Here is a 24,827-nt window from a genome sequence, read left to right as displayed (position 1 = left end):
ACTTATCTGTCGATCGAGGTTGCTTGAGTGCTGCCACTGAAACATCAGAGCGGCCCTTGAGATGAAAATGCTCTAGCGCCACACCACCGCAGTCGTCAGCATATAGCCAGCGCCATAAACAGTTTTAATCAGTTCGTTGCCGTCACCGCTGCTTTCCAGCTTTTTGCGCAAGCGCGACATACGCACATCAATGCTGCGGTCATAGGCGGTGCCGTTGTCCCCCAACAGTTGATCACGGGAAAGAATCTGAAAAGGATGCCTGAGCAGTGACAGCAACATGTCACCTTCGGCGCGACTGAGAGAGAGCTTCTCCTGCGCTTGATAACACAACTCCAGCGAGTCCGGACGGAATATCCATCCGGAAAATTCGGCTTTTCGGGTTATCACGGCGTTGATTTCGCTGCTACGTTGCAAACGTCTTAACAAACTCTGCACCCGTGCCACCAGCTCCCGGGGCTCAAATGGCTTGGTGATATAATCATCAGCCCCAAACTCCAATCCCAGAACCCGGTCAGTCAGGTCATCTCGCCCGGACACAATAACCACCCCCCGGCACTGGTTATCAAACTGCTTCACCAGTTCCAATCCATCCATATCCGGCAGATTCAGATCAACGATGCAGATACTCGGGTTATCCTGTGTCACTGCCGATAACGCCTCCGCACCGTTGGTGAAATGACGTGCCTGATAGCGAAATTTCTCCAGTGCCCGGCACATTAGTTGCCCCAGATCTTCTTCATCTTCGATCACGTAGATCAGGTTATTATTTTTCATCGTTGCTTCCTGAGCCATCCATGGCCTCTTTTCGTCATTTTTATGTTTTACTTTTCTTCAGGGAAAATCGCTCTTGCCAGCGCAGTCTGATCGAACGGTTTCTGTAGCAGGCAGAAGTCTGCATCCTGCTCGGTGAAGGTTCCACTGTAACCCGTCATCATCACAATAAAGGCCGATGGGTATCGCGCTTTCACCCGCCGTGCGACTGCATAGCCGTCCTTCTCTCCTGGCATCACTATGTCAGTGACCACACCGGCCAGCGCATTCAGATTCAGTAACAAGTTATCAGCTTCATCAGCCGTTTCTGCTTCCAGTACGCTAAAACCAATATTGACCAGCTGATGCCGTACCACTTTACGAACATCCGAATTGTCTTCGACTAACAGCACCATAGCGCTGGCATCCGCTGCAGCGGCATAACTGTCAGTCTCCAGACTCTGCTGCAGGACCTTGCATTGTCGATCAGTGCCCTCTGGCAACAAAATTTCGATCGCGGCCCCAGCGCAACGGCGGTTACGAATGCGGATATACCCCTGCGACTGCTTCACGAAACCGTATACCATACTCAATCCCAAGCCAGATCCCGCTCCGACAGATTTGGTGGTAAAGAATGGCTCCCAGGCTTTCTGCAAGGCTTCCTCTGTAAATCCGGCACCCGTGTCTTTCACCGTCAGCATGACATAGTTACCCGCCGGAATTGGCTCATCAAATCCTTCTCGACTCGTACTCTGGAAGGCTCGTACCTCGAAGCTCAGGGTGCCACCCTTGTCCATCGAGTCCGCCGCATTGAGCGCCAGATTCACCAGCGCATCCTCCATCTGTGCTTCATCCACATACACCACCGGTGCGCTTTCATCGATACGGGTCTGAATGCGAATGTTGTCCGCCAGCGGGCCAGATAGCAGACTGATCACATCTGTAATCAATCGATCCGGCGTTACGCAGCCTGGCGAGAGCGGCTGACGGCGGGAGAACGCGAGCAAACGCTTGGTCAGATCAGCACCTCGCCGTGTCGCACGTATCGCGGGTACCAAATTACTGTTCAGCGCCAGTGGCAGTTCAGGGTGGCTTTGCGCGTCCAGCAGGTTGCCCAGAATAATGGTCAACAAATTATTGAAATCATGCGCCAGACCACCCGACATCTGCCCCACCGCTTTCATCTTGCTCGCCTCAGCCAGACGCTGCTCAGACTCACGCTCAGCGGATATATCGATCGACAGGTTAAGCACACCTTCCACCGTCTGGCGCTGCTCACCGTAAAAGGGCAGCAATATAGACCGCGTGACCATGATTTTTCCCTGCACCTCGGTACTGTATTCGTACATCACCTTCTCGCCACGCAGCGCCTGCCGGATATAATGCAAGGTGTTTGTATACATGGCAGCAGACATCAGATCCTGCATCAGCTCACCCACCAGCTCACTTTTGTGGCGGCCACAGGTCTGGGCATATTCCCGGTTGACGAAGACATAACGCCCCTGCGCATCCAGGTAGGCCACTTGCGCAGGCAGTGCATCCAGAATCAGACGCTGTCGGGTTTCCGAAGCCGTGAGTTCACTCTTGGTCGTTTTCAGAGAACTTACGGCCTGTAACAGCTGCAGGTTGGACTCAGACAGCTCCTTGGTGCGTGATGCGACCCGAGTGTTGAGCCCCTGAATATTGTCCCGCAGCTGATCGACCATAAAGTCGAAAGACTCCGCCAAAGTGCCCAATTCGTCGTTGCGATTAATACCCGTCTTGGCCCCAAACTGCCCCCGACTAATCTTGTAGGCGGTCGCGGAAAGTTGCTTGATCGGTGAGGTCAGGTATTCGGCAAACAGGAATGCGGCAACAATCGCTGCCAGCAAACCAAAGAACCCCATGGCCAGCAAACGCTGGCTCAACTGAACCGAGCTGGCCTTTAGGTCATCTAGGTACACCGAAGAGCTGATATACCAGTCAAAACCCGACAGATGGCGCACCAGCGAGAGTTTTTCATAGGCGTAGTTACCGGGATCATGGGGCGTATCCCATTTGTAATACAGCTCTTCATCCGTATCCGCCACGGCAATCAAATCCCGATAGACCGGGTTGCCCGTCATTGGATTTAGCAGGTCTTTAAAGTTAGTGCCACGAATATTGGAATTGGGGTGAAAGATCATGTCACCATTGGAATCGAAGATGTAGAGATAGCCATTACTGGCGATTTTCACATTTTCCAGTGCCTGACTTAATTCCCCCAACAGATGAGCGTTGTAGGCTTGCGCCCCCCGGTAAAGGTCATCAGCATAGACCCCTGCCCCCAGCACAATGCCCCACTCGGGGAAGCTGCGCACATAGGAAAATTTGTCGATCACCTCGGTGCTTTGGGGGCGGTACCATTGGTATTTGTAGAAGCCTTCACCCTGGGTCAACGCTTGCTTGATAATGTCGGGCAACGCCGAGCGGTCCCCTGCAACCATATGCTCAGTGATATTTTCATTCTGAAACTTGTCGTCTGGATGAGATAACAATCGACCGTTATAATCGGAGATCCACAGATAGTTATCACCGTCGAACCTTAACCGCCTTAACTCGGAATATAGCCTCAGCCAACGGGTTTTTAAGTCCAGCGACTGTTCCGCGCCATCCTCTAAGCCTGCGCGAACATAGCTCTCCCCCAGGTCCACCACCGCTTTAAGCTTTTTTTCCTCCGCATCCAGCGCCTGTTCTATATAGGACTCGGTGCTGAAATACATCCGATTGGCCAAATCATAAACGATATTAAGTACCTGCCGGTTGGAGTGCAGTTCTAACCCAAACACATTTGTTTTTATCATGGGTACGGTGAGCCAGTAGATAGACCCAAAAATACTGCTGATTAGCAGCAGCAACATCAGAAACAAACGAAAGGTGATCGGGGAGTAACGATACACAGAGAAACCCTGTCAGGTACATGTTAAAAATTGAATGTACCACAAAGAAGGGCCTCGGTTCGGAACTGTAACATTTCGTTAGAATTGCCAAATAGTTACGCAACCATTTGCCCGTAATTTAATGCTTAACCGAATGACGCCAAGGCGGGTTGCGAACCGATACAGCTCATTTTCCGGGGCTTTCACTCGCCTGGACGCTCGGCGCCAGCCACCTGACTGGCTCGCTGGCAAACATCGATAACGAGAGTAACAAAAATGAATAACAGATCGGCCTTCGAAACAAACCTGGAAAAAAACTTTGCTAACTTTGCTGCGCTGACACCCATCAAATTTCTGGAGCGCGCAGCCAGCGTTTATCCAAACCGTCCTGCCGTTGTGCATGGAGAAATCCGCCGCACCTGGTCAGAAACATTCAGCCGTAGCAAAAAACTGGCCAGTGCGTTGAACGCCTATGGCGTTGAAAAAGGCGATGCCGTCTCCATCATGGCGCCTAACCTGCCAGAGCACTTCGAAGCGCACTTTGCAGTGCCCATGTGCGGTGCCGTTCTGAACTCAATCAATACCCGCCTCGACTCAGAAGCAGTCGCGTTTATCTTGGAACATGCAGGCGCCAGGGTACTGATCACCGACAAAGAGCTGAGCAAGGTGGTGCAAGGCGCCCTGGCGCTGATGGACGAAAAACCCTACGTCATCGACATCGACGATCCGTACTGGAGCGACGGTGAACTGATCGGCGATACCGACTACGAGGCCTTTATTGCAAACGGCGACGAAGACTACGCCTACTCACTGCCAGCCGATGAGTGGGAAGCGATTACGCTGAACTACACCTCTGGCACCACCGGTGACCCTAAAGGCGTGGTGTACCACCACCGTGGCGCCTACCTGAACGCCAACAGCAATGCCCTGTCCTGGGCGATGGAACAGCACCCGGTCTACCTGTGGACGCTGCCGATGTTCCATTGCAACGGCTGGTGCTTCCCCTGGACTATTGCCGCGATGGCGGGTGTCAGCGTCTGCCTGCGTCATGTCCGTTCTGAAGATATCTTCAACATGATCAAAAAGGAAAAAGTGGGCTACTTCTGTGGCGCACCTATTGTACTGAACATGCTGAATGCTGCCGATGACGCCCTGAAAGATGGCATCCACCACCCGGTAAAAGTGATGACTGCCGGTGCTGCGCCTCCTGCCTCCGTGATCGAAGGCATGGAAAAACTGGGCATTAAAGTAACCCATGTATACGGCCTGACCGAAACCTATGGTCCATCCGTTGTCTGCGCCTGGCACGACGAGTGGAGCTACAAGACCGCTGAAGAACAGGCGCGACTGAAATCCCGTCAGGGTGTTCGTGCGCCAATGCTGGACGATCTGATGATCGCCAATCCAGAGACCATGGAACCCGTACCGCAGGACGGTAAAACCATGGGTGAAGTGTTCATGCGCGGCAACCTGGTCATGAAGGGTTATCTGAAAAACCCGACCACCACTGCGGATGCATTTAAAGGCGGCTGGTTCCACTCAGGTGATCTCGCAGTATGGCACCAAGACGGTTATATCGAAATAAAAGATCGCTCAAAAGACATCATCATCTCTGGCGGTGAGAATATTTCCAGTATCGAAGTGGAAAATGTGCTGTATAGCCACCCAATGGTGCAGGAAGCCGCGGTTGTAGCGAAACAGGACGAGAAATGGGGCGAAACACCCTGTGCCTTTGTCTCCCTGAAAGGCAACGCCGGCGCGGTCAGCGCAGCAGAGATTATTGCCTTCTGCCGTGACCACATGGCCCATTTTAAAGCACCAAAAACCGTGATTTTTGGCGATATGCCAAAAACCAGCACCGGCAAGATCCAGAAGTTCCTGCTGCGTGAGCGCGCGAACAATCCTGAATCGACTGAAAACTAAAGATTAACCAGGCGGAGATACCTTCATGAGCACCTACACTCCCCCTTACGCGGATGCAAACTTTGTTATCAAAGAGCTGGTCCAGTTTGACCAGTACTGCAGCGACGCGGGTCTGGAAGAAGTAAACAGCGAACTGGCCAGCGTGATTATCGAAGAAGCAGGCAAGCTGGCGGCCGATGTACTGGCACCGCTGAACAGTACGGGTGATCGGAACAGTGCCCGGCTGGAAAATCACAAAGTACTGGAAACTGAAGGTTTCGCCGACGCTTACCAGCAATATGTAGTCAATGGCTGGGCAACACTAACCGGCCCTGAAGAGTTTGGAGGTCAGGCGCTGCCGAATGTTCTGGGCACGGCCGTCAACGAACTCTGGCACTCCGCCAACATGGGTTTTGCCCTCTGCCCGATGCTGAGTCAGGGTGCCGTTGAAGCGCTCATTGCTCACGGTAGCGAGGCGCTGAAAGCACAGTACCTGCCACAGCTGATCAGCGGTGAGTGGACTGGCACCATGAACCTGACCGAGCCCAATGCAGGTTCTGACTTGTCTGCCGTGGCGTCCAAAGCGATCCCGGACGGTGACAGTTACAAAATCACCGGCCAGAAGATCTTTATTACCTGGGGTGACCATCAGATGACCTCCAACGTGGTCCATCTGGTACTGGCTCGTTTGCCGGATGCGCCAGCCGGTGTTAAGGGAATATCCCTGTTTATCGTGCCCAAGTTCAAGCTGGACGCCAATGGCGAACCCGCTGAGCTGAACGATGCAGTCTGTGTGTCACTGGAGCACAAACTGGGTATCCACGGCAGCCCAACCTGCGTTATGAGCTTTGGTGACAACGGCGGTGCAGAAGGCTATCTGGTGGGTGAGGCTAACAAAGGCCTGATGTACATGTTCACCATGATGAACCACGCCCGCCAGTCTGTTGGCTTGCAGGGCTTGTCCATCTCTGAACGCGCCTACCAGCAGGCCGTTGAGTTCGCCAAAGAGCGGACTCAGGGTACCGACAAAGATGGCAACAAGATGCCCATCATTGAACACGCCGACGTGCGCCGCATGCTGCTGGCGATGAAATCCGGTACTGAAGCTATGCGAGCATTGGCCTACGTAGCGGCCTCTGATGTGGATAAAGCGCACAGCTCTGATGCTGCAGTGGCGCTGCAGTTTAAGCCCCGCGTGGATCTGCTGACCCCAGTCGTTAAAGGCTGGATGACCGAATTTGCGCAGGAGCTAACGTCCCTGAATATTCAGGTACACGGCGGCATGGGTTTTATTGAAGAGACAGGCGCAGCCCAGCACTATCGTGATGCCCGCATCCTGCCGATCTATGAAGGTACCACCGGCATTCAGGCGATGGATTTTATCGGTCGCAAGATGCTGCTGGATAAAGGTGCGGCACTGGAAAGCCTGCAAACGGAGATAATGATCACCGTCAACGCCCTGTCCGCGGTTGATTCAGCGGCATTCATCAAGATGAATCGTGAGCTGCGCATGGCGGTTAAACGCTCCATGCAGTTACGCACCTGGCTGCTGGATAAATCTGTCAGCAACAAGGATCTGGCAGGCAGCGTCTGCTTCGACTTCCTGATGATGCACGGCTTCCTGTGCGGTGCCTGGCTACTGGCGAAAAGTGCACTGGCCGCTCACGAGCTACTGGGTAAGGGTCAATACGCGGATGAATTCCTGCGTACCAAGCTGATTACCGCTGAGTTCTACACCGACTACTACCTGCCGCGCGCCAATCGCCATGCAGATACGGTGATGTCCGGCCTTTGCGGTGCTTGTGAGATCAACAGCGCGCAGTTCTGACAGGCGTTGAGATCACAAGCGCCGTCACTTGATCGATAACAAAATACCTTTTGCCCTCCTTGCGAGGGCTTTTGGGTTCTACGGCAAACAGCCTGTGTGACGAGTTACTTGATATCAGCGCTGTTGCGTACCAGCACTCTTTGCCCAGCTTCAACATAAGGGTTGCCAAACCCCTGCACCGCGCGAATACGGCGGTTGCGCTCAAATTCCCAGAGATCAACGGGATCGGCACGGTTCCAGACTTCAAGCAGGCGCGTTTCGCTTTTGCTCAGGCGCAAATCATAGCGGTCCTGCATATAGAAATAGATACGGGCAATATCACCACGGATCGCGTCGCTGGGTTCCAGCGTGCGCCCCTTGAAATCCACCTCAACATCGCAGGCACCGTAGGCACGCGGCTCGCCGGAAATCATGCCGTAAGCATAGTTGGACCTGTCTCCGTTAACCTCACCGATGGCAGGCACCAGGTTATTCATATCGGCCTCCATCAGTTTGAAATCAGGATCCTTGCTGCAGGCCTGGCGTCCGCCTTGCTGCCAGCACTGGCGCTGGTGCCCGAAAACCCAGGCAGGCATCACATGTTCCCATTCAATCCGTCCTGCACGACCAGCATTCTTGCGCGCCTGATAACCGCAGCTGGCCAGATCCGGCTCAAGGCGCTTGCCCCGAGTGCCGTAGTTGCAACCGCAATAGAAGGACCTTGGGTTGTCTGCATAAATGGCAGTCATTTCCCGCTTGGCTGCACTAAAGGACGCCGGCTGATCGGCAAACGCATACAATGGCAACATGAGTGCCACCCACAACATACGCATGAAATATTCCGTGTAGCTCGCATCCAGCGGTTGGAGCAGACATCCTGTCTGCTGACAAAACGGGCACATCCCGAACAGCGAAATTCAAACGCTGAAATCGCATTTAAAATTAGGACTAAGTCCTAAATATTTTTCTCAGGGTCTCCACTAACATGAGACCTGAATACAAATGTTTGGCATCAAATACATATGTATTTAGAGCGCGTCTAGACAAGCCACATTCGGCGCAACGGATGCTAACCGAAATATCGACGTACAATTAGAGGCAACTGAAATGGAAAGCACCTGCCCGTCATGTGACCTCCTGATCTCGCAACAACGCCACCACCCCTATCTGATCAATATCAGCACGCTGCAGGACAGCCAGCTATACAAGTGCCGCTGCTGCAACAGCTACCTGCACCGCTACCTGCAGAAATGGGAAATTATCAGCATCGGCTATTATGACGATCGTCAGAGCCCTCCGTCTCCCAGTGCTGAGAGCAAGAACCGTACAACGTCGTTTGCAAATGCTCTGGCCTATACAGGCGATGGCCACTAGCAAGTAGTGGCTAACAAGGCCGCGAACAGATTCCAGCGCGGCACTATACGCCCGTTTCGCTAACGGCATCAATACGAATCAGACAGGGATCATCAGCGACATGCACAGCACGTTAAGCTTCAGGGAAGAGGCCAGCGAGCGAGGCGCGAGACCCATCAGGCGCATGTTCGCGCCCGGGCCTTGCCAGATAGTGACCGCTGCAGCGCTAAATCTAAATACGCAAAAGGCTGATCAGCAACCCTGCATTAACCATCAGGTACCAGCATGAATACGCCCTGCTTGTGCTGCAACAATGCCGAAACCGTCTCATCACCGGTTCTGGATCTGACCCAATTCTGCATTTTATTCTCAGAGCAAGGCATCTGCATCGCACGCTGCAACCAGTGTGGCGATTGGCTCTCCAACGAAGCCGGCCGCTGGGAACCGCTGCTACAGTATCAGTACGAACGCGCCAAAGACCATGCCTGACTGAGCTCAACCCTGAGCATTTTTGCGTTCAAGGGCCGCCTTTTCCAACGCCGCCTGGATAGCAGGATACTCGAGCATGGCCTGCGCCAAATCAGCGCGACGCAATTCGTACAGCGAGCAGGGAGTCATCGCCCGAACCGTGGCACTGCGTGTCGCTTGGTGCAGTAGCGCCATCTCACCACAAAAGTCACCCGCCATAAGGGTCGCCAGCTGGCGGTCCTTGCCGTTTTCTCGCCGTATAACTCGAACCACCCCCCGTGCAATCAGGTACACCGAGTAGCCCGTATCGCCCTGGCTAATGATGTTTTCCCCCTCGGCCACAGTCACCGAACGCATGCGCGTCGCCAGTTGCACAAACTCCGCCTCGGGAATGTCCTGCAAGAAAGGCACCTTGCGCAATAGTTCAGACGGCTCAACCTGCAGTTTTTTAATGGCCGCCCCACGCAGGGCCCGCAGCTTGGTGCGCATCTCGGCTTCAAGTGTTTCAGCGATGCCCTGCGGCAGGGTTCCGCGTTCAAGCTGCTCGCCGATCGCCTCGCCTTCGGCAAGCAATACCAAACGCTCCCCCAGACGCTCCTGCATGTCCGCTACAAATTCTGGAAACTGCTCAGCCATCTGATCAAGCTGATTGCAGGCTGTTTCATGCCAGCCGACGTATTGCTGCCGCACTTCAGATGCCACCTCGACGGAAATGGACTCCGTTTCCACCAGCTCATCAAAACGTTCCAGAACCCGGGAACAGCTCTGATAGCGCCCCCAGGCAATTTCATAATCTTTGGCCACGCGTCTTACGCGCAACCACTGGGCATAGCCGGCCAGCACCGAAACACGATCCAGCAGACGCAAACGCTGCTGCGCCAGCACGGAATCCTGCCGCTCGCAAAATACGATATGATCCAGTCGATCCTGGAAACGCACGGTGTCGAGATCCAGCGCTACACGCTGACGTAGTTGCCAGAACGCCGCCTCACACAGGTGCCCCTTGTTGAACATATCGATAAACAACGACTGCTCCTCGGCAAAACCGCGAAGGTAGAGTAGCCGACGTTCCTCATTGGAATTAAGTTCGGTTTGGCGCAACTGATCAAGTTCCTCGCGGATGCTTATTAATTCCTGATCCGAGTTGAGCTGCAGCCGTTGCGCAATGGAGCCCGAAAACAGGCCACCGGCCATGAGTTCGGGGATACGGTCCTGAGCACGGCGTTTGGCCAGCAGTTTACCTTCCATACGGGCGAAGCGGTCTGCCAGCGACGGTCGATCCAGCCCCAGACGGTGCACCAGGCTATTGATCGAAAGACCCTGCACCACCAGGGTGAACAACACCGCGCCCATCACCAGGGTGGTAAAGGTGGCCGAGTGCTCGAATTCGGGCAGGCTCAGTACGATAGCCAGTGCGATGGCCCCGCGCAGCCCGCCCCAGTACATCACTGCCTTGTAACCCAACCCCACGGGTTGGGCACCGGGCAAGCGCTCCATCAGCGGTATCAGGCCGAAAATCACAACAAACCGCGACAACAGCATTCCCAGAATGACCCAAACGAGCAGCGGCATAGCCTCCAGCAGCGCAGAAACCTCGGCCTGCATACCCACCATAAGGAAGATCAGTGCCGTTGCTATAAAGGCCATGTATTCCCAGAAGTGCTCCAGGTAGGCACGCACCTCGGGACTCACCTTGATCCAGCCCCAACCACTGAAACTCAGTGCCGCCGCCACTGTTGCCATGACACCACTGACATGAAACACCTCTTCTGCGACCAGGAAAGAGACGTAGGCCAGAATAGTGGTCAGCGTAATTTCGATAAACTGATGCCCCTGCAGGACACCCAGCAGATAGCCGGTCAACAGGGCCATCAGCCAGCCCACCAAAAGACCACCGACAAAGACCACGACGAAATCCAGCAGTCCCTGCAGTACCGACTCAATAGACACGGCACCGGCCACCAGTATGCCCACCAGCACCCGCGCCAGCACAATAGAGGTGGCGTCGTTAAACAGGCTCTCGCCTTCAACCAGTACCGTCAGCCTGCGCGGCGCACCCAGACGTTTGAACAGGGAAATCACTGCCACGGGGTCTGTGGCGCTAAGGATAGCGCCGAGCAGCAAGGCCGCCGAAAACGAAATGGGTGTGGCCAGCGCCATGACACCGCCAATGATAAAGGTAGATACCAGCAGGCCAGGCACCGCCAGCATCACCACCGGCGCCAAATCGCGACGCAATTGGCGGGCATCGAGGTGAAAGGCCGACTCAAACACCAGGGTGGGCAGAAAGACATACAGAATCAGGCCCGAGGAGATTTCGATACCCTCCAGCGGCCCCAGAGCCTGCGGGTAGGACTTCGCCACTTCAGTCAGCACCATACCCACCAGCACCAGGGCTACAGTAAAGGGAAACCGCAGCCGTTCAGTGACCGCCAGTGTCACCGCAGCGATCAGCAGCAAAGCGATAATACCGGCGACAAGGTGGGCAATGTTCAGGCTGTGTTCCATGGATAGAACTCCCTTGGGCTGCGCAGCAACGCTCGCTCTAAAGGCTGGCGCTGATGCATACAGTAAAGAAGTGATACCACTGAACGGTCAAACCCGGGCGCACCCTTATAACAGCATCCGTATAGGGCGGCGCCCGCTATGGGTGGGGCTGATTTCCGAGGGTTCCTTCGGCCGCAGACACAAGAAGCACAGAGAAAAACAAACAATAGTCTTACAAAAAACCATTTTAGTCATATAAATGCATTCATTTCAGCGTAAAAAATAATATACGCCAGAATATTGATTGAAATAACCGATCCAGGCCATTAAACTGGTTTCATTTGAAACTAATAATCAAAGCGACGCAGACCTGCGATAACAGAGCCAGACTGCGATCTAACCTGACGGAAATTGGAATAATGATAGATTCCCGTAAACTCAAATACCTCAACGGTTTCGGCAACGAGCATGAAACCGAAGCCCTGCCAGGCGCATTGCCACAGGGCCAGTTCAACCCCCAGCGCTGTGACTACAAGCTCTATACCGAACAGTTCAGCACCACCGCGTTTACCGCCCCGCGCCACAGCAACAGGCGCACCTGGATGTACCGCATCCGCCCATCTATCGCCATGGGTGATTTCAGCCCGATGGACAAGGGCCTGATCCGTACCGCCCCCATTACCGAAGTAGACTGCCCGCCCAACGTGCTGCGCTGGGATGCACTGTCGATGCCTGAGACAGACACCGACTTTATCGACGGCATGATCACGGTCGCCGCCAATGGCGATGCCCGCAGTCAGATCGGCATCGGCATTCACGTTTACTGCGCCAATACCGGCATGGGCAACCGCTTTTTCTATAACGCCGATGGCGAAATGCTCTTTGTACCCCAGCAGGGTGCGATCCTGGCGTATACGGAACTGGGTGCGCTGCATGTGAAGCCCGGCGAGATCCTGGTCATCCCCCGTGGCATCAAGTTCAAGATCGAACTGCCGGACGGTCCGGTACGCGGCTTTATCTGCGAAAACTACGGCGCGGCACTGCACCTGCCGGAACGTGGCCCGGTGGGCGCCAACGGCTATGCCAATGACCGTGATTTTCAGTATCCCGTGGCCTGGTTCGAAGATGTGGATGGGGATTTTGAGCTTGTTGCCAAGTTCTGTGGTGGTCTGCACCGCGCACCGCTGGACCATTCCCCGCTGGATGTCGTTGCCTGGGTCGGTACCTCGGCCCCCTACAAGTATGACCTGTCACGCTTCAACGTGATCAATACCGTGAGCTTTGACCACCCGGACCCGTCCATCTTTACCGTGCTGACGTCCTCGAGCGACACCCCAGGCGTGGCCAATATCGACTTCGTAATCTTCCCGCCGCGCTGGATGGTGGCTGAGAACACCTTCAGGCCGCCCTGGTATCACCGCAATATGATGAGCGAGTTTATGGGCCTGATCGAAGGTGTCTATGATGCCAAGGAGAAAGGCTTTGAGCCTGGCGGCATGAGCCTGCACAACTGCATGACGCCCCATGGCCCTGAAGCCGCCGTGTTCGAAAAAGCCAGCGCTGCAAAACTCAAACCCGAACAGTACCAGGACACTTTGGCGTTCATGATTGAATCGCGGTATGTGATCGCACCCACGCGCCATGCGCTGGAAAGCGATGCCCGCCAGCTCAACTATGTTGATTGCTGGTCCGGACTGAAAAAATACTTTAACGGCGACAAATAAGGCCCGACACCATGACAACTCTGAACGAAACGCACGACAGCACACTCAGCAGCTGGGTCGCCTCAGCCAATACCGCCACCAGCGATTTTCCGATCCAGAACCTGCCCTTCGCCAGCTTTAGACGCCGTGGCAGCGAGGAAGCCCTGCGCGGGGGTGTCGCCATCGGTGACCAGGTGCTGGACCTGGCCGCCGTCGCCAAGCTCGCCATTATTGATGGCCTGGCCGGCGATGCACTTGCCGCCGCCAGCGAATCCACACTGAACCGTTTCATGGGCATGGGCCTGCCGGCCTGGTCGGCATTGCGTCTGGCGCTGTCCCGCGCTCTGCGCACGGGCGCCAGCGCCGAAGCCATGCTTGCAAGCTGCCTGATTCCCCAGGCGGATGTGGCATACGCCATGCCCTGTACCGTAGGCGACTACACCGACTTTTATACCTCGGTGCACCACGCCACCAGCGTCGGCTCCCTATTCCGCCCGGATAACCCGCTACTGCCGAACTACAAATGGATTCCTATCGGTTACCACGGCCGAGCCTCTTCCATTGATGTATCGGGCCAGGCTTTCCACCGCCCCAAGGGCCAGACCAAAGCACCCGATGCCACCGAGCCTAGCTTTGGCCCCTGCAAGCGTATGGACTACGAACTGGAAGTCGGCATCTTTATAGGCCGCGGTAACGTCCTCGGTGAGCCGGTGACTATCGAACAGGCGGATAATCATGTGTTTGGCCTGTGCCTGCTCAATGACTGGTCCGCACGGGACATTCAGGCCTGGGAATATCAGCCGCTGGGACCTTTCCTGTCGAAGAATTTCGCCTCCACCATTTCACCCTGGATCGTGACCATGGAAGCGCTGGCGCCCTATCGCCAGGCCTTCGTGCGCGATGCCGCCGATCCCCAACCGCTGCCCTACCTGAGCTCCGATGCCAACAGTCAGAGTGGCGCGCTGGATATCAAGCTTGAGTGCCTGCTGCAAACAGAACAAATGCGCAACGCAGGCCAAGCGCCGACACGGCTTTCAACCTCCAGCTTCAAGCATTCCTACTGGACCATCAGCCAGCTGGTGACGCACCACACGGTCAACGGCTGCAACCTGCGCCCGGGCGACCTGTTGGGCTCAGGCACCCAGTCCGGCCCCAAACCCGAAGAGGCCGGCTCCCTGCTTGAGCTGAGCGCTGGTGGCAAAAACCCAATCACTCTGCCCAACGGAGAAAATCGCACCTTCCTGGAGGATGGCGATGCCATCATCATGCGTGGCTTCTGCGCCAAAGACGGCGCCGCGCGCATCGGCTTTGGCGAAGTCGTCAGCACCCTGCTGCCGGCCAGGGGCTGACAGCACACCCTGGGTGGCAGGCTGATACCTGCCGCCCAGATGTTTATCCCGCCTGCGAAGGACCCCTTATGGAACTCTTTACCTATTTCCGCTCATCCGCCGCCTATCGGGTGCGCCTTGCACTCAACCTCAAGGGCATCGAGCACCGCCTTACGCCTGTAAATCTTCTGACCGGCGAGCAGCTCGGTGAGGCCTACCGCAGGCTAAACCCCCAGGGGCTGCTGCCGGCGCTGAAACTCGATAGCGGCGCGCTGCTCACCCAGTCCAGCGCCATTCTCGAATATCTGGAAACTGTGTACCCGCAGACCCCATTGCTACCCGCTGATCCTGTCGCCGCAGCACAGGTGCGCGCCTGGGCCAACCTGATTGCCTGTGATATTCACCCGCTCGACAACCTGCGGGTACTGAAATACCTCAAGGGCAGCCTGAACATCAGCGACGAAGACAAGACCGCCTGGTACCTGCACTGGATACGCGAAGGCTTTGATGTGCTTGAAAAGCAGCTGGTCGCGGCCCCCTTCTGCCATGGCGCCGAGGTCACCCTGGCAGACCTTTACCTGATCCCCCAGGTCTACAATGCCCTGCGTTTCAAGCTCGACATGTCGGCCTATCCGAAAATTCTGTCGATCTGGGAGGCCTGCAATCAGCTGGATGCCTTCGATGCCGCACGGCCAGAGAAACAGCCGGACTCGACGCTCTGACCGATAGCCAGAAGCAGCACAGTTACAATCCAGGCAGTGTTTGCAGCAACCAGGCCTGCGTGCAAGAATCCACCGCTACCCAAACATCTGCGGAGTCCGCCATGTCCGAGTCGCCTGAATCCACTGCCAGATCGTTGATGCTGAATCAGTTCATTCCCTATCGCATGGTTAATCTGGCCAGGCGCATGAGCGACGATCTGTCACGCATCTATGGCGGCGATGACTACCAGGTGAGCATTCCGGAGTGGCGTATCCTCGCCCGCCTGGCGGAAGACAAGCGTCTGAACGCCAAGGATCTGGGCCGCATCACCCAGATGGACAAATCCAAGGTATCCCGCGGCGTCAAACAGCTGGATGACAGAGGCTACCTGATTAAGGAAAAAGACAGACAGGACAACCGAGTCACCTACCTGTCCCTGTCACCCACGGGGCTTGCGCTCTACCAGGAGCTCGCCCCCCAGGCACTGGCCTGGGAAAGCCGCCTGATCAGCGCACTCGACACCAGCGAATACCGCGACCTGATGCGTATTCTTGAAAAGCTCGACCGGCAACTCGACAAACTCGAACCCTGAGTACGACTCAACCGGCCAGGCCCTGAACGGCTATAGTGCGACTGGATCAGATGCTGCGAACGCAGGGGGGATCCGTTTGTGTGCTTGGTAATCGGCATGCAGACGGTGAAATCCATGTCAGCCCAGATCCCATGCGGGTTAAAGCGATATTTGCTAAAGGTGGCTGTCGGAAAATTCAGGCATTTGCTTGGCCACTTGCTTGATCGTATCTGCGAAAGAATGCAGAGAGTTATGCTGGCGACTGCCGGTGGGGTACGCCAGACCATAGGCATAATAGATCGCAGGCTCAAAAGGCCTGGTAATAATATTCTGTCCACTCCAGACACGGGCCGCAAAAGGTTCCAATACCCCTACGGCCATGCCGGCCGCTATCATTGCATAGCCCGTATGGGCCGTGTCGATCGATATATCATGATGGATAAGCTCTTTCACGTGCGCCAGGCTCTCACCTATCTTGCTCCAATAGGCGGGTTTGCTATCCAGCACGGCAAGCACTGACTCTCCGATCAGGTCCTGCGGACAAATAACGGCTTTCTCAGCCAAAGGATGATCCGCTCGGGCCGCAAACACATAACGCGCCGAACCTATGGACTCGCTCTCAATACCAATCAAATCAGGCAGCTTCAGCCCCAAAGCGAGATCAACTGTATTGGCCTGCAACTTCACCACCAGTTGCGGCACACTATCGGTATGTATCATCACCCGCTCATGGGGGTAGTACCTTTTATGTTCTTTGAGTGCCAAAGGCAGCAGTGTACTGGCAATGGACGACGTACATGCAATTTTGAGCTGACTGGGCTCCCGCATGCGAAGCTGCTCAGCGACTGACTCTAGTTTCTCAAAACCTAAAAAGCTTTCCTCCACAGCCGCAAAAAACTCCGCCGCTTGCAATGTTGGGTACAGTCGCCCCTTGCGGCGCTCAAATAGCATAAACCCCAAAGAGTGTTCCAAATCGTTGATTAATCGGCTAATTGCTGGCTGAGATACATGCATTTCAGCGGCTGCCGCAGACGTGGTGCCGCGCAGCATCACGCAACGAAAAGCTTCAATCTGTCGAAATCGCATAAGATCACCAATAACATTTACGCATAGATGATAACTTAATATGAGTAGATGCTATCACATTATGGTTGCATTATGGATATCGAAAGCCGGTATCACTTGGTTGGTGCAGGTGCTGTCCATCGCACTGTTGAGGACGCTATCTATTTCAGCCTGGGCAAGCGGTTGGAGCTGCATTGGGTCGACCAGCAGGTCAAGGCGCTGGGTAATAATAGCTAATGGGTATTCCGCTGTGGCGGTTACTTCGATTGTGATTCCCGGTTCGATAATGAGTGGCTGCCGGTCAGCCTTCCCGTTTTTCACGCTGGATCCAGTACCGCAGCGCAGACGTGGATAACAGCGGTGGGAAGCGCATCATTACTCGTCTGACTTTTCACATGAATGATCGCGCTCAAAAACAAATTATAAACTTGGTCGAAAATGGCATCAGGGTTGCTGGCTATCATCGTCAAGAGGGAAAGTGGCTATCTCACAGCCGCATATAGTTTGAAGACCGCAGCCCAAACTGCGCTCCGAAAATCCGGTCTCTTCACGCATGCCAAAAGCAGCTCGCAAGCTTGACACCGGTTCGATTCGTGCGTGCCTTACGCGCATCCTGATACTGATCATCGAGGATAATTGAGTGACTGACATTTTATCTGCCCCGATACTGACTGTCGAAGACCTGTCTGTTGAGTTCGGCGCTACCCGCGTCATTGAAAATCTGAATTTTTCCGTCGCGCCGGGTAAAACACTGGCCATTGTCGGCGAGTCCGGATCAGGCAAATCCGTCACCTCGCTATCGATCATGCGTTTGGCCGAAACGATGGGGGCAAGCTACCCGTCCGGCAAAATCATATTTTCCGGACCCGATGGCGAAACCGACCTTCTGTCGGCATCACAAAAACAGATGCGCGCCATTCGTGGCAAAGACATTGCCATGATCTTTCAGGAACCGATGATGTCACTTAACCCGGTCTTCACCATCGGTGATCAGATTGCGGAGTCCCTGATCCTGCACGAAGGCATGCGCAAGGCTGACGCCCTTATCGAAGGCAAAAGACTGCTTGAAATGGTGCGCCTGCCCGATGCGGGTGAATTGCTGGCGCGTTATCCGCACCAACTCTCCGGTGGCATGCGTCAGCGCGTCATGATCGCCATGGCAATGGCCTGCCGTCCCAAGGTCCTGATTGCCGATGAACCTACCACTGCTCTTGATGTCACCATTCAGGCACAGATCCTGACCATCATTCGTGACCTGCAAGAAGAACTCGGCATGGCGGTGATCTTCATTACCCATGACATGGGGGTCGTTGCCGAAATCGCCGATGATGTCGTTGTGATGTGGAAGGGCAAAAAGGTTGAGCAGGGTCCGGTTAAAGAACTCTTCGCCAATCCACAGCATCCCTATACCCAGACTCTGCTGTCCTCTGTTCCCAAACTGGGCAGCATGGCCGGCGAACCCTTCCCAAAACGCTTCCCGATCATGCTTATGGAAGGCGGCGTACCGCGCCTGGTCGGCAGCGAGCATATCCAGAATACCGCCCGTTATGACGAAGCCCCGCTGTTATCCGTGCGCGATCTGGTAACGCGCTTCGACATCAAAAAGGGCTTTTTTGGCGGAGTCACCCACCGCGTGCATGCGGCCGAAAACGTCAGTTTTGATATTTACCGCGGTGAAACCCTGGCACTGGTCGGGGAGTCCGGATCGGGCAAATCGACCATTGGCCGCACCATTCAGCAGCTTCAGCGCGCGACCAGCGGCAATATCACCTTTGATGGCCGCTCCCTTTCCAGCATGAACAGATCCGATCAGCAACGCCTGCGCCAAGAGATCCAGTATATCTTTCAGGATCCCTTCGCATCGCTTGATCCGCGCAAAAAAATCGGTTTTTCGATTGCCGAACCGATCCGCACCCATCACCTGATCAACAGCGAAAAACAGATCCGCATCCGCGTAGATCAGCTGCTGGAACGTGTCGGCCTGACATCGGAACATGCCAACCGTTATCCGCACGAATTTTCCGGTGGCCAGCGTCAGCGCATCTGTATTGCTCGCGCCCTGGCGTCTAATCCCAAACTGATCATCGCCGATGAGGCCCTTTCCGCTCTTGATGTGTCGATCCAGGCTCAGATCATCAATCTGTTCATGGAGCTGCAGGAAGAACAGGGCCTGGCCTATCTGTTCATAAGCCACGACATGGCCGTAGTCGAGCAAATGAGCCACCGTGTCGCGGTGCTCTATCTGGGTCAGATTGCCGAACTGGGCACGCGCCAGCAGGTTCTGGAAACCCCGACCCACGCCTATACCCAGCGCCTGCTCAGTGCCGTACCGGTCGCCGACCCTACGCTGGTGCGCAATCACGCAATGCTTAAAGGCGAAATCCCCAGCCCGATCCGTCGGGTTGGTGATGAACCCGCCATTCTGAATCGTCAAGAAATCGCGCCCGGTCATTTTGTTGCCCAAGCGTGTTAACCAAAGCCAGCAACCAACGGAGAGTGATATGAACAAAAAACAGAGAATGCGCGCTGCCCTGACGGCCCTCGCTCTAGCAGGTGGGCTGATGGCAACAGCGTCGGCACAGGCCGCAGGCACACTAACTGTTGCCTCACCCCAGGACCCGGGCAGCTGGGATCCGGTCGATACCTTTCTGGTGAACTGGGCGTCGGTGGCCACCAACATTTATGATGGTCTGACCTATCGCGGACCGAACACCGAGCTGGTGCCGGGTCTGGCGACCTCGTGGGAAGAACTCGACAATGGCACACGCATCCGCTTCAAACTGCGCGAAGGTGTCCAGTTTCATAATGGCGAGCCGTTCAACGCCGATGCGGTTAAATTCACCTTTGACCGTTTGATGGGCGAAGAAGGCAAAAAAGGCCCGCAGCGCTCGAACTATGCCGCCATCGATCATGTCGAAGTCATCGATAACTACAGCGTTGATTTCCATCTCAAGGCCTCTGACCCAGTCCTTCTGATCAAGCTGGCCGGTTACGGTGCCATGATTGTGCCGCCGACTTACATTACGGAAAAAGGTGAAGATTACTTCAACGCTCATCCGGTCGGCACCGGCCCGTTCAAGCTTGCGTCCTATGAACCGAAAATAGGCATCAAGCTCGAAGCCTTTGCTGATCACTGGGGCGGCGCACCGCAGTTGTCGAACCTCAACTACCGATTTATCAGCGAACCTTCAACCGCCGTAGCCGAACTGCAGTCCGGTCGTGTCGACCTGGTGATCCCGCCGACCATTCCGATCGGAATGATCCCGACCATTGAGCAAGACCCGAACATCGACATCGTAACCACCGCCAGCCCGACAGTTTATGCCTTGCGGTTTAACACCGGCAATGGCATTACCGCGGATGAGCGTGTGCGCAAAGCCATGATTTACGGCGTTGATCGTCAGGCCATCATTGATTCGATCCTTGGTGGTCAGGCCGCGCCTATTGCCAGCTTCCAGGGTGAGTTGTCCTTCGGTCATGATCCGAAAATGCAGCCGCTGCCCTATGACCCGAACAAGGCCAAGCAACTGCTAAAAGAGGCAGGCGTGGCCCCTGGCACGAAAATCCAGATCGATATCCGCGGCAACGATGCGACCTTCAACGAAGTGTCACAGGCAGTCGCCAGCTATCTGCAGATCATTGGCCTGAACGCGACCCTCAAGCCATATGAAACCAATGTGATGCTCAACGACATCATCCCGGCGGGCAAAACCGGCGAGCTGTTCCAGCAGAACTGGGGCGGCTGGACGCTCGATTACGATAACACCGCTTATTTCATGTATCACACGGGCGAAAAATGGAACCCATATGACAGCGATGCGGAGCTCGACTTACTGCTGGAATCTCAGCGTGCGATAACCGATCGCGCCAAGCGTGAAGAAATCCTGCAATCCATCGCGCAGTACACCGCCAACCAGGCGCTGGAAATGCCGCTTTATAACCTCAATGCGATCTATGGTGTCTCCAATCGAGTGCATAACTTCACCCCCGCACCTGACAGCCGCCTGCGCCTGTCGGACGTCACCGTAGACTGACCAGACCCGGAATGCCGCCCACCCCAACCCGGGCGGCATTCCGGACTTTTATTGGAGGAGAAGAATCTTGGCTCGATTTCTGATTAATCGATTTCTGCAAACGATATTCGTTATTTTTGTCGTGACGCTGGTCGTGTCATTTGCCATTCGGCTAACGGGCGACCCGGCGCTGATGCTGGCCCAGGGAGCCGGCAGTGTATCCGAAGATGATCTTGCCCGTATTCGCGAAGGTCTGGGCCTGAACCAGCCCTTCCTTATTCAGTATGCAGATTTTCTGCGGGGCTTTTTTACCCTTGATTTCGGACGCAGTTTTCTGGGCGGAACACCCGTTTCCCAGCTGATTGGGGCGGCCCTGCCCGCGACCGTCATGCTCGCCTTTGCCGTTATGTTCGTCTCCATTGCCGTTTCGATCCCGCTGGGCATCAAGGCCGCCGTTTCGCGTGGAAAGTGGGCCGATCAGGCAATCCGCATAGTCTCGCTTATCGGGCTGTCATTTCCGAACTTCTGGCTCGCAATCATGCTGGTACTGCTGTTTTCCATCACGTTGCAATGGCTGCCGCCAAGCGGTATGGACGGCTTTGCCAGCTTCCTGATGCCCGCTTTCACCATGGGCATTATTCTGACCGCCACCAATGTCCGGCTGGTGCGTACCGCGATGCTCGAAACGCTGCAATCGCAGTACATCATGGTCGCCCGTGCCAAGGGGCTTAGTGAAAATGTTGTGCTGTACAAACACGCCCTGCGTAATTGCGCGATTCCGCTGGTTACCTATTTCGGTTTGCAGTTTGGCGGCCTGCTGGGCGGAATTGTCGTCATCGAACGGGTGTTCAACTGGCCGGGCCTGGGCACACTTGCCTTCGATGCGGTTGGCGCACGTGATTATCCGGTGCTTCAGGCGGTGATTACGATTCTGTCGATGCTGATTGTCGGGGTCAACCTGCTTGTCGATATTGTCTATGGCCTTATCGATCCACGTATCCGTACGGAGTAAATTCCATGTCAGCCACCACAACCAAAGCGCGTTTCGAGCGCTATAAAAACCTTGAATTCATTCTGGGGGCCTTGCTGACTGGCGGTATCTGCCTGTTGGTCGTGTTTTCCGATCTGCTGTTTCCCGGCGGCGGGGAAAAGATCGATCTTTCCGCACGTCTGCTAGCCCCCTTTGCCAGCATGGACCATCCGTTCGGCACCGATCCACTCGGGCGTGACGTCATGGCACGCGTGATTGCGGGCGGCAAAATATCGCTTCAGGTCGGCCTGCTGTCGGTTGCAGGCGCAGTTGTCATCGGCGTGAGCATGGGGCTTATCTCAGGCTATTACCGTGGTTTCTGGGATATGGTCGTGATGCGTTTTGCCGATGTGCAGCTCGCGCTGCCCTTTATCCTTCTGGCGATTACCTTTATCGCTATTGTGGGCGGCGGTCTGACCAATATGATTATTCTGCTGATCATTTCCCAGTGGGTGCAATATGCTCGTCTGGTCCGCGGCTCGGTCCTGGCCTTGCGTGACCGCGAATTCATTCAGTCTGCCCGAGCCATCGGGGTTAAGGATATCAATATCCTGTTTCGTCACCTGCTTCCGAACCTGATCGGTCCGGTTATCGTTTTGATGACCCTGAATGTCGCCAACAACATCCTGCTTGAAAGCAGTCTGACCTTCCTTGGACTGGGTGTCGATCCGCTCACGCCAAGCTGGGGCGGCATACTGGCCGACGGCCGGACCTATCTACAGAACGCCTGGTGGGTCAGCGTTTTCCCAGGCCTGGCCATTCTTGTGACCGTGCTGGGCCTGAACCTTTTGGGCGACTGGCTGCGCGACAGTCTCGACCCCACGGGCAGGACTTCAAGATGAGCAGGATTTTCACCACCTCCGTTTCGCCAACACTGACCGGCCTTGTTGAGGAGCTCGCCACACCTGCCCATCATGGGCAGGTCGTGGAGGCGTGGCTGTTCAGCGATGTGCAAAGCCGCCGGGCCGCCGAAAAGGAACTGGCCAAACACGGCATTGCTGCACGCTTTCATAGCGCCTATAAGCCTCTTTTGCATTTTTTCCTCGAAGATCTCGATATTGCCGGTAGCGACTTGACCGACATCAAGGTGCGATATCCGCAACATGACAACGCTGCTGAAAACCGCTTCTTGCTGGAAACCTATCCGCTCGCAGCGCTTGTCGGGCAGGCCACTATCACCTTTACAGCAAGTGAGACGACCGACTGCACCTATGAGATCACCTTGCGCACAGCGTTGGGCGATGAAACGAGCCATAGGATCTTCGCGCCCAATAAAGTCCATCAGGACATCATCAATGAAACCCATTTGTCGCCGACCGGCTGGATCCGGGTGCAGGATGTGGAGGGCAACCAGATCCGAGATGAGCGTATAGAGACCGATTATGAAATCCTGTTCTCCCGGACCATGGAAGCCATCGCCGGGCATGACTGGGGTGACAAAGAACCCTATTTCGACGAATTGAATATCAGCGTCAACTTGCCCGGCAAGGACCAGGCCATCGCCCATGACCACGAAGTCATCAGTCTGCATGAGGCGCTGCATGAAGATCTCTATCTCTCATTGCTGGAGTATTTCCAGGTAAAATCCGGCCGGCCGCTGGACGACCGGGGGTTGCAACCAGGCCAGATCGTCCCGGAGATCCGGCGCAGTGGCTCGGCAGTATCGGTGACTGTAGAGACACGCCCACTCTCAACCGCCGAAATCCTGGGGCCGGATCAGGAACTGGTCGCGGCCAGGGCTCCGATCACCAGTGCGCAGATCATGGCAGAACTCGACCAGATCGACGGCACGCCCTTTGCGGCGTCTTCGCGATCAGGCCGGACCATCAGCGCCCGATATCGCCCCGGGGCAGATGCACCTGTCATGATTAGTGGCGGACAGCACGCCAATGAAAGTACGGGCGTTGTCGGCGCACTGCGTGCCGCCGGGGCATTGGCGAAACGCGAGGGTGCCCATTTCACCATTTCGCCGCTGGAAAACCCCGATGGTTATGCCCTGCATCAGCGTCTGATCACGGAAAATCCCAATCACATGCATCATGCGGCACGCTATACCGCCCTTGGCGACGATCTGGAATATCGCCGCGGTACGGCTCTGTATGAAAAGGCAATCCGCGTCAGGGCACAGGACATCAGCAAGGCACAGCTTCATATCAATCTGCATGGCTATCCGTCACATGAATGGACGCGGCCGCTTTCGGGCTATGTGCCACGCGGCTTTAGCAAGTGGACCCTGCCCAAGGGTTTTTTCCTGATCATGCGCCATCACGATGACTGGACGGAGCGGGCCGAAGCCTTAGTCGATCGGGTTACCCAAAAGCTTGCGGAAATGCCCGGCCTGTTGGCGTTTAATAATGCCCAGATCGAACTTTACCGCATCCATGCCGGTGAAACCGGTTTTCGAATCATCAATGGTTTCCCTTGCATGATATCGGTCGATGACCGCCATGAGGTTCCCTTGACACTGATTACTGAATACCCGGATGAAACAATCTACGGCGACTATTTTATCGCCGGCCACAGCGCCCAGATGGCTACCGTTCTGGCCGCCTATGAGGCCTATCAGGAGCTTGCAGGGTAAAAACGCACATATTTACCGAGCTGCTTGAGATATCTCAGCATGAGCACACAGGTACCCTGCTGATAATTACGCCAAAAACCGAAATTTAAGCGGGCAATTGCGGACCGGCAGCTGGTTATTAGCCCGGTGGACAAATAGGTTCCCTCCCTATTTGTCCGTCACGCCAGAAA

At 55.3% G+C, this 24,827-nt stretch carries 19 protein-coding genes; 13 read left to right on the top strand and 6 right to left on the bottom strand.

Going from position 1 to position 24,827, the window contains the following annotated elements; translation table 11 throughout:
• Positions 1–72: 72 nt before the first annotated feature.
• Entirely contained in the window at positions 73–774 is a 702-nt protein-coding gene (locus MPRO_RS24860) for a response regulator transcription factor (protein ID WP_067299119.1), read from the bottom strand.
• Between the two features lie 47 nt (positions 775–821).
• Entirely contained in the window at positions 822–3,668 is a 2,847-nt protein-coding gene (locus tag MPRO_RS24855; protein ID WP_067299117.1) for a cache domain-containing protein, read from the bottom strand.
• Positions 3,669–3,923: 255 nt separating this feature from the next.
• On the opposite strand from MPRO_RS24855, the gene MPRO_RS24850 reads away from it, so the two are divergent.
• Both MPRO_RS24850 and MPRO_RS24845 read left to right on the top strand, forming a co-directional pair.
• The gene (locus MPRO_RS24850) at positions 3,924–5,570 is read left to right on the top strand and encodes an acyl-CoA synthetase (RefSeq protein ID WP_067299115.1); all 1,647 of its coding nucleotides are present in this window, start codon (positions 3,924–3,926) and stop codon (positions 5,568–5,570) included.
• Between the two features lie 25 nt (positions 5,571–5,595).
• Positions 5,596–7,377 carry an acyl-CoA dehydrogenase family protein gene (locus tag MPRO_RS24845; RefSeq protein WP_067299113.1) on the top strand — a complete coding sequence of 594 codons (1,782 nt, stop codon included), beginning with the start codon at positions 5,596–5,598 and terminating at the stop codon, positions 7,375–7,377.
• A 104-nt stretch (positions 7,378–7,481) separates the two neighbouring features.
• On the opposite strand, the gene MPRO_RS24840 is transcribed toward MPRO_RS24845, so the two are convergent.
• The gene (locus MPRO_RS24840) at positions 7,482–8,189 is read right to left on the bottom strand and encodes an endonuclease (RefSeq protein WP_067299111.1); all 708 of its coding nucleotides are present in this window, start codon (positions 8,187–8,189) and stop codon (positions 7,482–7,484) included.
• A 274-nt stretch (positions 8,190–8,463) separates the two neighbouring features.
• Between MPRO_RS24840 and MPRO_RS24835 the strand changes: the two genes are divergently transcribed.
• Both MPRO_RS24835 and MPRO_RS24830 read left to right on the top strand, forming a co-directional pair.
• The gene (locus tag MPRO_RS24835; RefSeq protein ID WP_067299109.1) at positions 8,464–8,730 is read left to right on the top strand and encodes a hypothetical protein; all 267 of its coding nucleotides are present in this window, start codon (positions 8,464–8,466) and stop codon (positions 8,728–8,730) included.
• 264 nt (positions 8,731–8,994) lie between these two features.
• The gene (locus MPRO_RS24830) at positions 8,995–9,198 is read left to right on the top strand and encodes a hypothetical protein (RefSeq protein ID WP_067299107.1); all 204 of its coding nucleotides are present in this window, start codon (positions 8,995–8,997) and stop codon (positions 9,196–9,198) included.
• A 6-nt stretch (positions 9,199–9,204) separates the two neighbouring features.
• On the opposite strand, the gene MPRO_RS24825 is transcribed toward MPRO_RS24830, so the two are convergent.
• A complete protein-coding gene (locus MPRO_RS24825) occupies positions 9,205–11,685 on the bottom strand; it encodes a cation:proton antiporter (RefSeq protein ID WP_067299105.1) in 2,481 nt (826 codons plus the stop codon).
• Positions 11,686–12,083: 398 nt separating this feature from the next.
• Between MPRO_RS24825 and hmgA the strand changes: the two genes are divergently transcribed.
• The 4 genes from hmgA (at position 12,084) to MPRO_RS24800 (ending at position 15,989) form a co-directional block, all read left to right on the top strand.
• Positions 12,084–13,388, top strand: a complete 1,305-nt coding sequence (gene hmgA / locus MPRO_RS24815) for a homogentisate 1,2-dioxygenase (protein WP_067299101.1) — start codon at positions 12,084–12,086, stop codon at positions 13,386–13,388.
• Positions 13,389–13,399: 11 nt separating this feature from the next.
• Complete coding sequence (gene fahA / locus MPRO_RS24810) at positions 13,400–14,716, top strand: fumarylacetoacetase (protein WP_067299098.1); 1,317 nt, start codon at positions 13,400–13,402, stop codon at positions 14,714–14,716.
• Between the two features lie 68 nt (positions 14,717–14,784).
• Positions 14,785–15,417 (top strand): maleylacetoacetate isomerase, encoded by a 633-nt coding sequence (maiA, locus tag MPRO_RS24805; RefSeq protein WP_067299096.1) that lies wholly within the window; start codon positions 14,785–14,787, stop codon positions 15,415–15,417.
• Between the two features lie 101 nt (positions 15,418–15,518).
• Complete coding sequence (locus MPRO_RS24800; protein WP_067299093.1) at positions 15,519–15,989, top strand: MarR family winged helix-turn-helix transcriptional regulator; 471 nt, start codon at positions 15,519–15,521, stop codon at positions 15,987–15,989.
• 153 nt (positions 15,990–16,142) lie between these two features.
• Here the strand turns inward: MPRO_RS24800 and MPRO_RS24795 are convergent, their stop codons facing one another.
• Together MPRO_RS24795 and MPRO_RS24790 are read right to left on the bottom strand one after the other, a co-directional pair.
• On the bottom strand, positions 16,143–17,054 hold the full coding sequence (locus tag MPRO_RS24795) for a LysR family transcriptional regulator (RefSeq protein ID WP_067299091.1): 912 nt from the start codon (positions 17,052–17,054) through the stop codon (positions 16,143–16,145).
• A 54-nt stretch (positions 17,055–17,108) separates the two neighbouring features.
• A complete protein-coding gene (locus MPRO_RS24790) occupies positions 17,109–17,354 on the bottom strand; it encodes a hypothetical protein (RefSeq protein ID WP_067299089.1) in 246 nt (81 codons plus the stop codon).
• A 328-nt stretch (positions 17,355–17,682) separates the two neighbouring features.
• On the opposite strand from MPRO_RS24790, the gene MPRO_RS24785 reads away from it, so the two are divergent.
• The 5 genes from MPRO_RS24785 to MPRO_RS24765 all read left to right on the top strand — a co-directional run bounded on the left by MPRO_RS24785 (position 17,683) and on the right by MPRO_RS24765 (position 24,657).
• The gene (locus MPRO_RS24785) at positions 17,683–19,506 is read left to right on the top strand and encodes an ABC transporter ATP-binding protein (RefSeq protein ID WP_216821375.1); all 1,824 of its coding nucleotides are present in this window, start codon (positions 17,683–17,685) and stop codon (positions 19,504–19,506) included.
• A 46-nt stretch (positions 19,507–19,552) separates the two neighbouring features.
• Entirely contained in the window at positions 19,553–21,067 is a 1,515-nt protein-coding gene (locus tag MPRO_RS24780; protein ID WP_439646795.1) for an ABC transporter substrate-binding protein, read from the top strand.
• Between the two features lie 67 nt (positions 21,068–21,134).
• Entirely contained in the window at positions 21,135–22,058 is a 924-nt protein-coding gene (locus MPRO_RS24775; RefSeq protein WP_067299083.1) for an ABC transporter permease, read from the top strand.
• A 5-nt stretch (positions 22,059–22,063) separates the two neighbouring features.
• A complete protein-coding gene (locus MPRO_RS24770) occupies positions 22,064–22,918 on the top strand; it encodes an ABC transporter permease (RefSeq protein WP_067299081.1) in 855 nt (284 codons plus the stop codon).
• Complete coding sequence (locus MPRO_RS24765) at positions 22,915–24,657, top strand: M14 family metallopeptidase (protein WP_067299079.1); 1,743 nt, start codon at positions 22,915–22,917, stop codon at positions 24,655–24,657. Before MPRO_RS24770 ends, MPRO_RS24765 begins: the two co-directional genes overlap by 4 nt.
• Positions 24,658–24,827 lie beyond the last annotated feature (170 nt).

Origin of the sequence: Marinobacterium profundum, assembly GCF_001528745.1 — a bacterium.
GTDB lineage: Bacteria > Pseudomonadota > Gammaproteobacteria > Pseudomonadales > Balneatricaceae > Marinobacterium_A > Marinobacterium_A profundum.
This window is presented reverse-complemented; position numbering and strand designations above follow the sequence as displayed.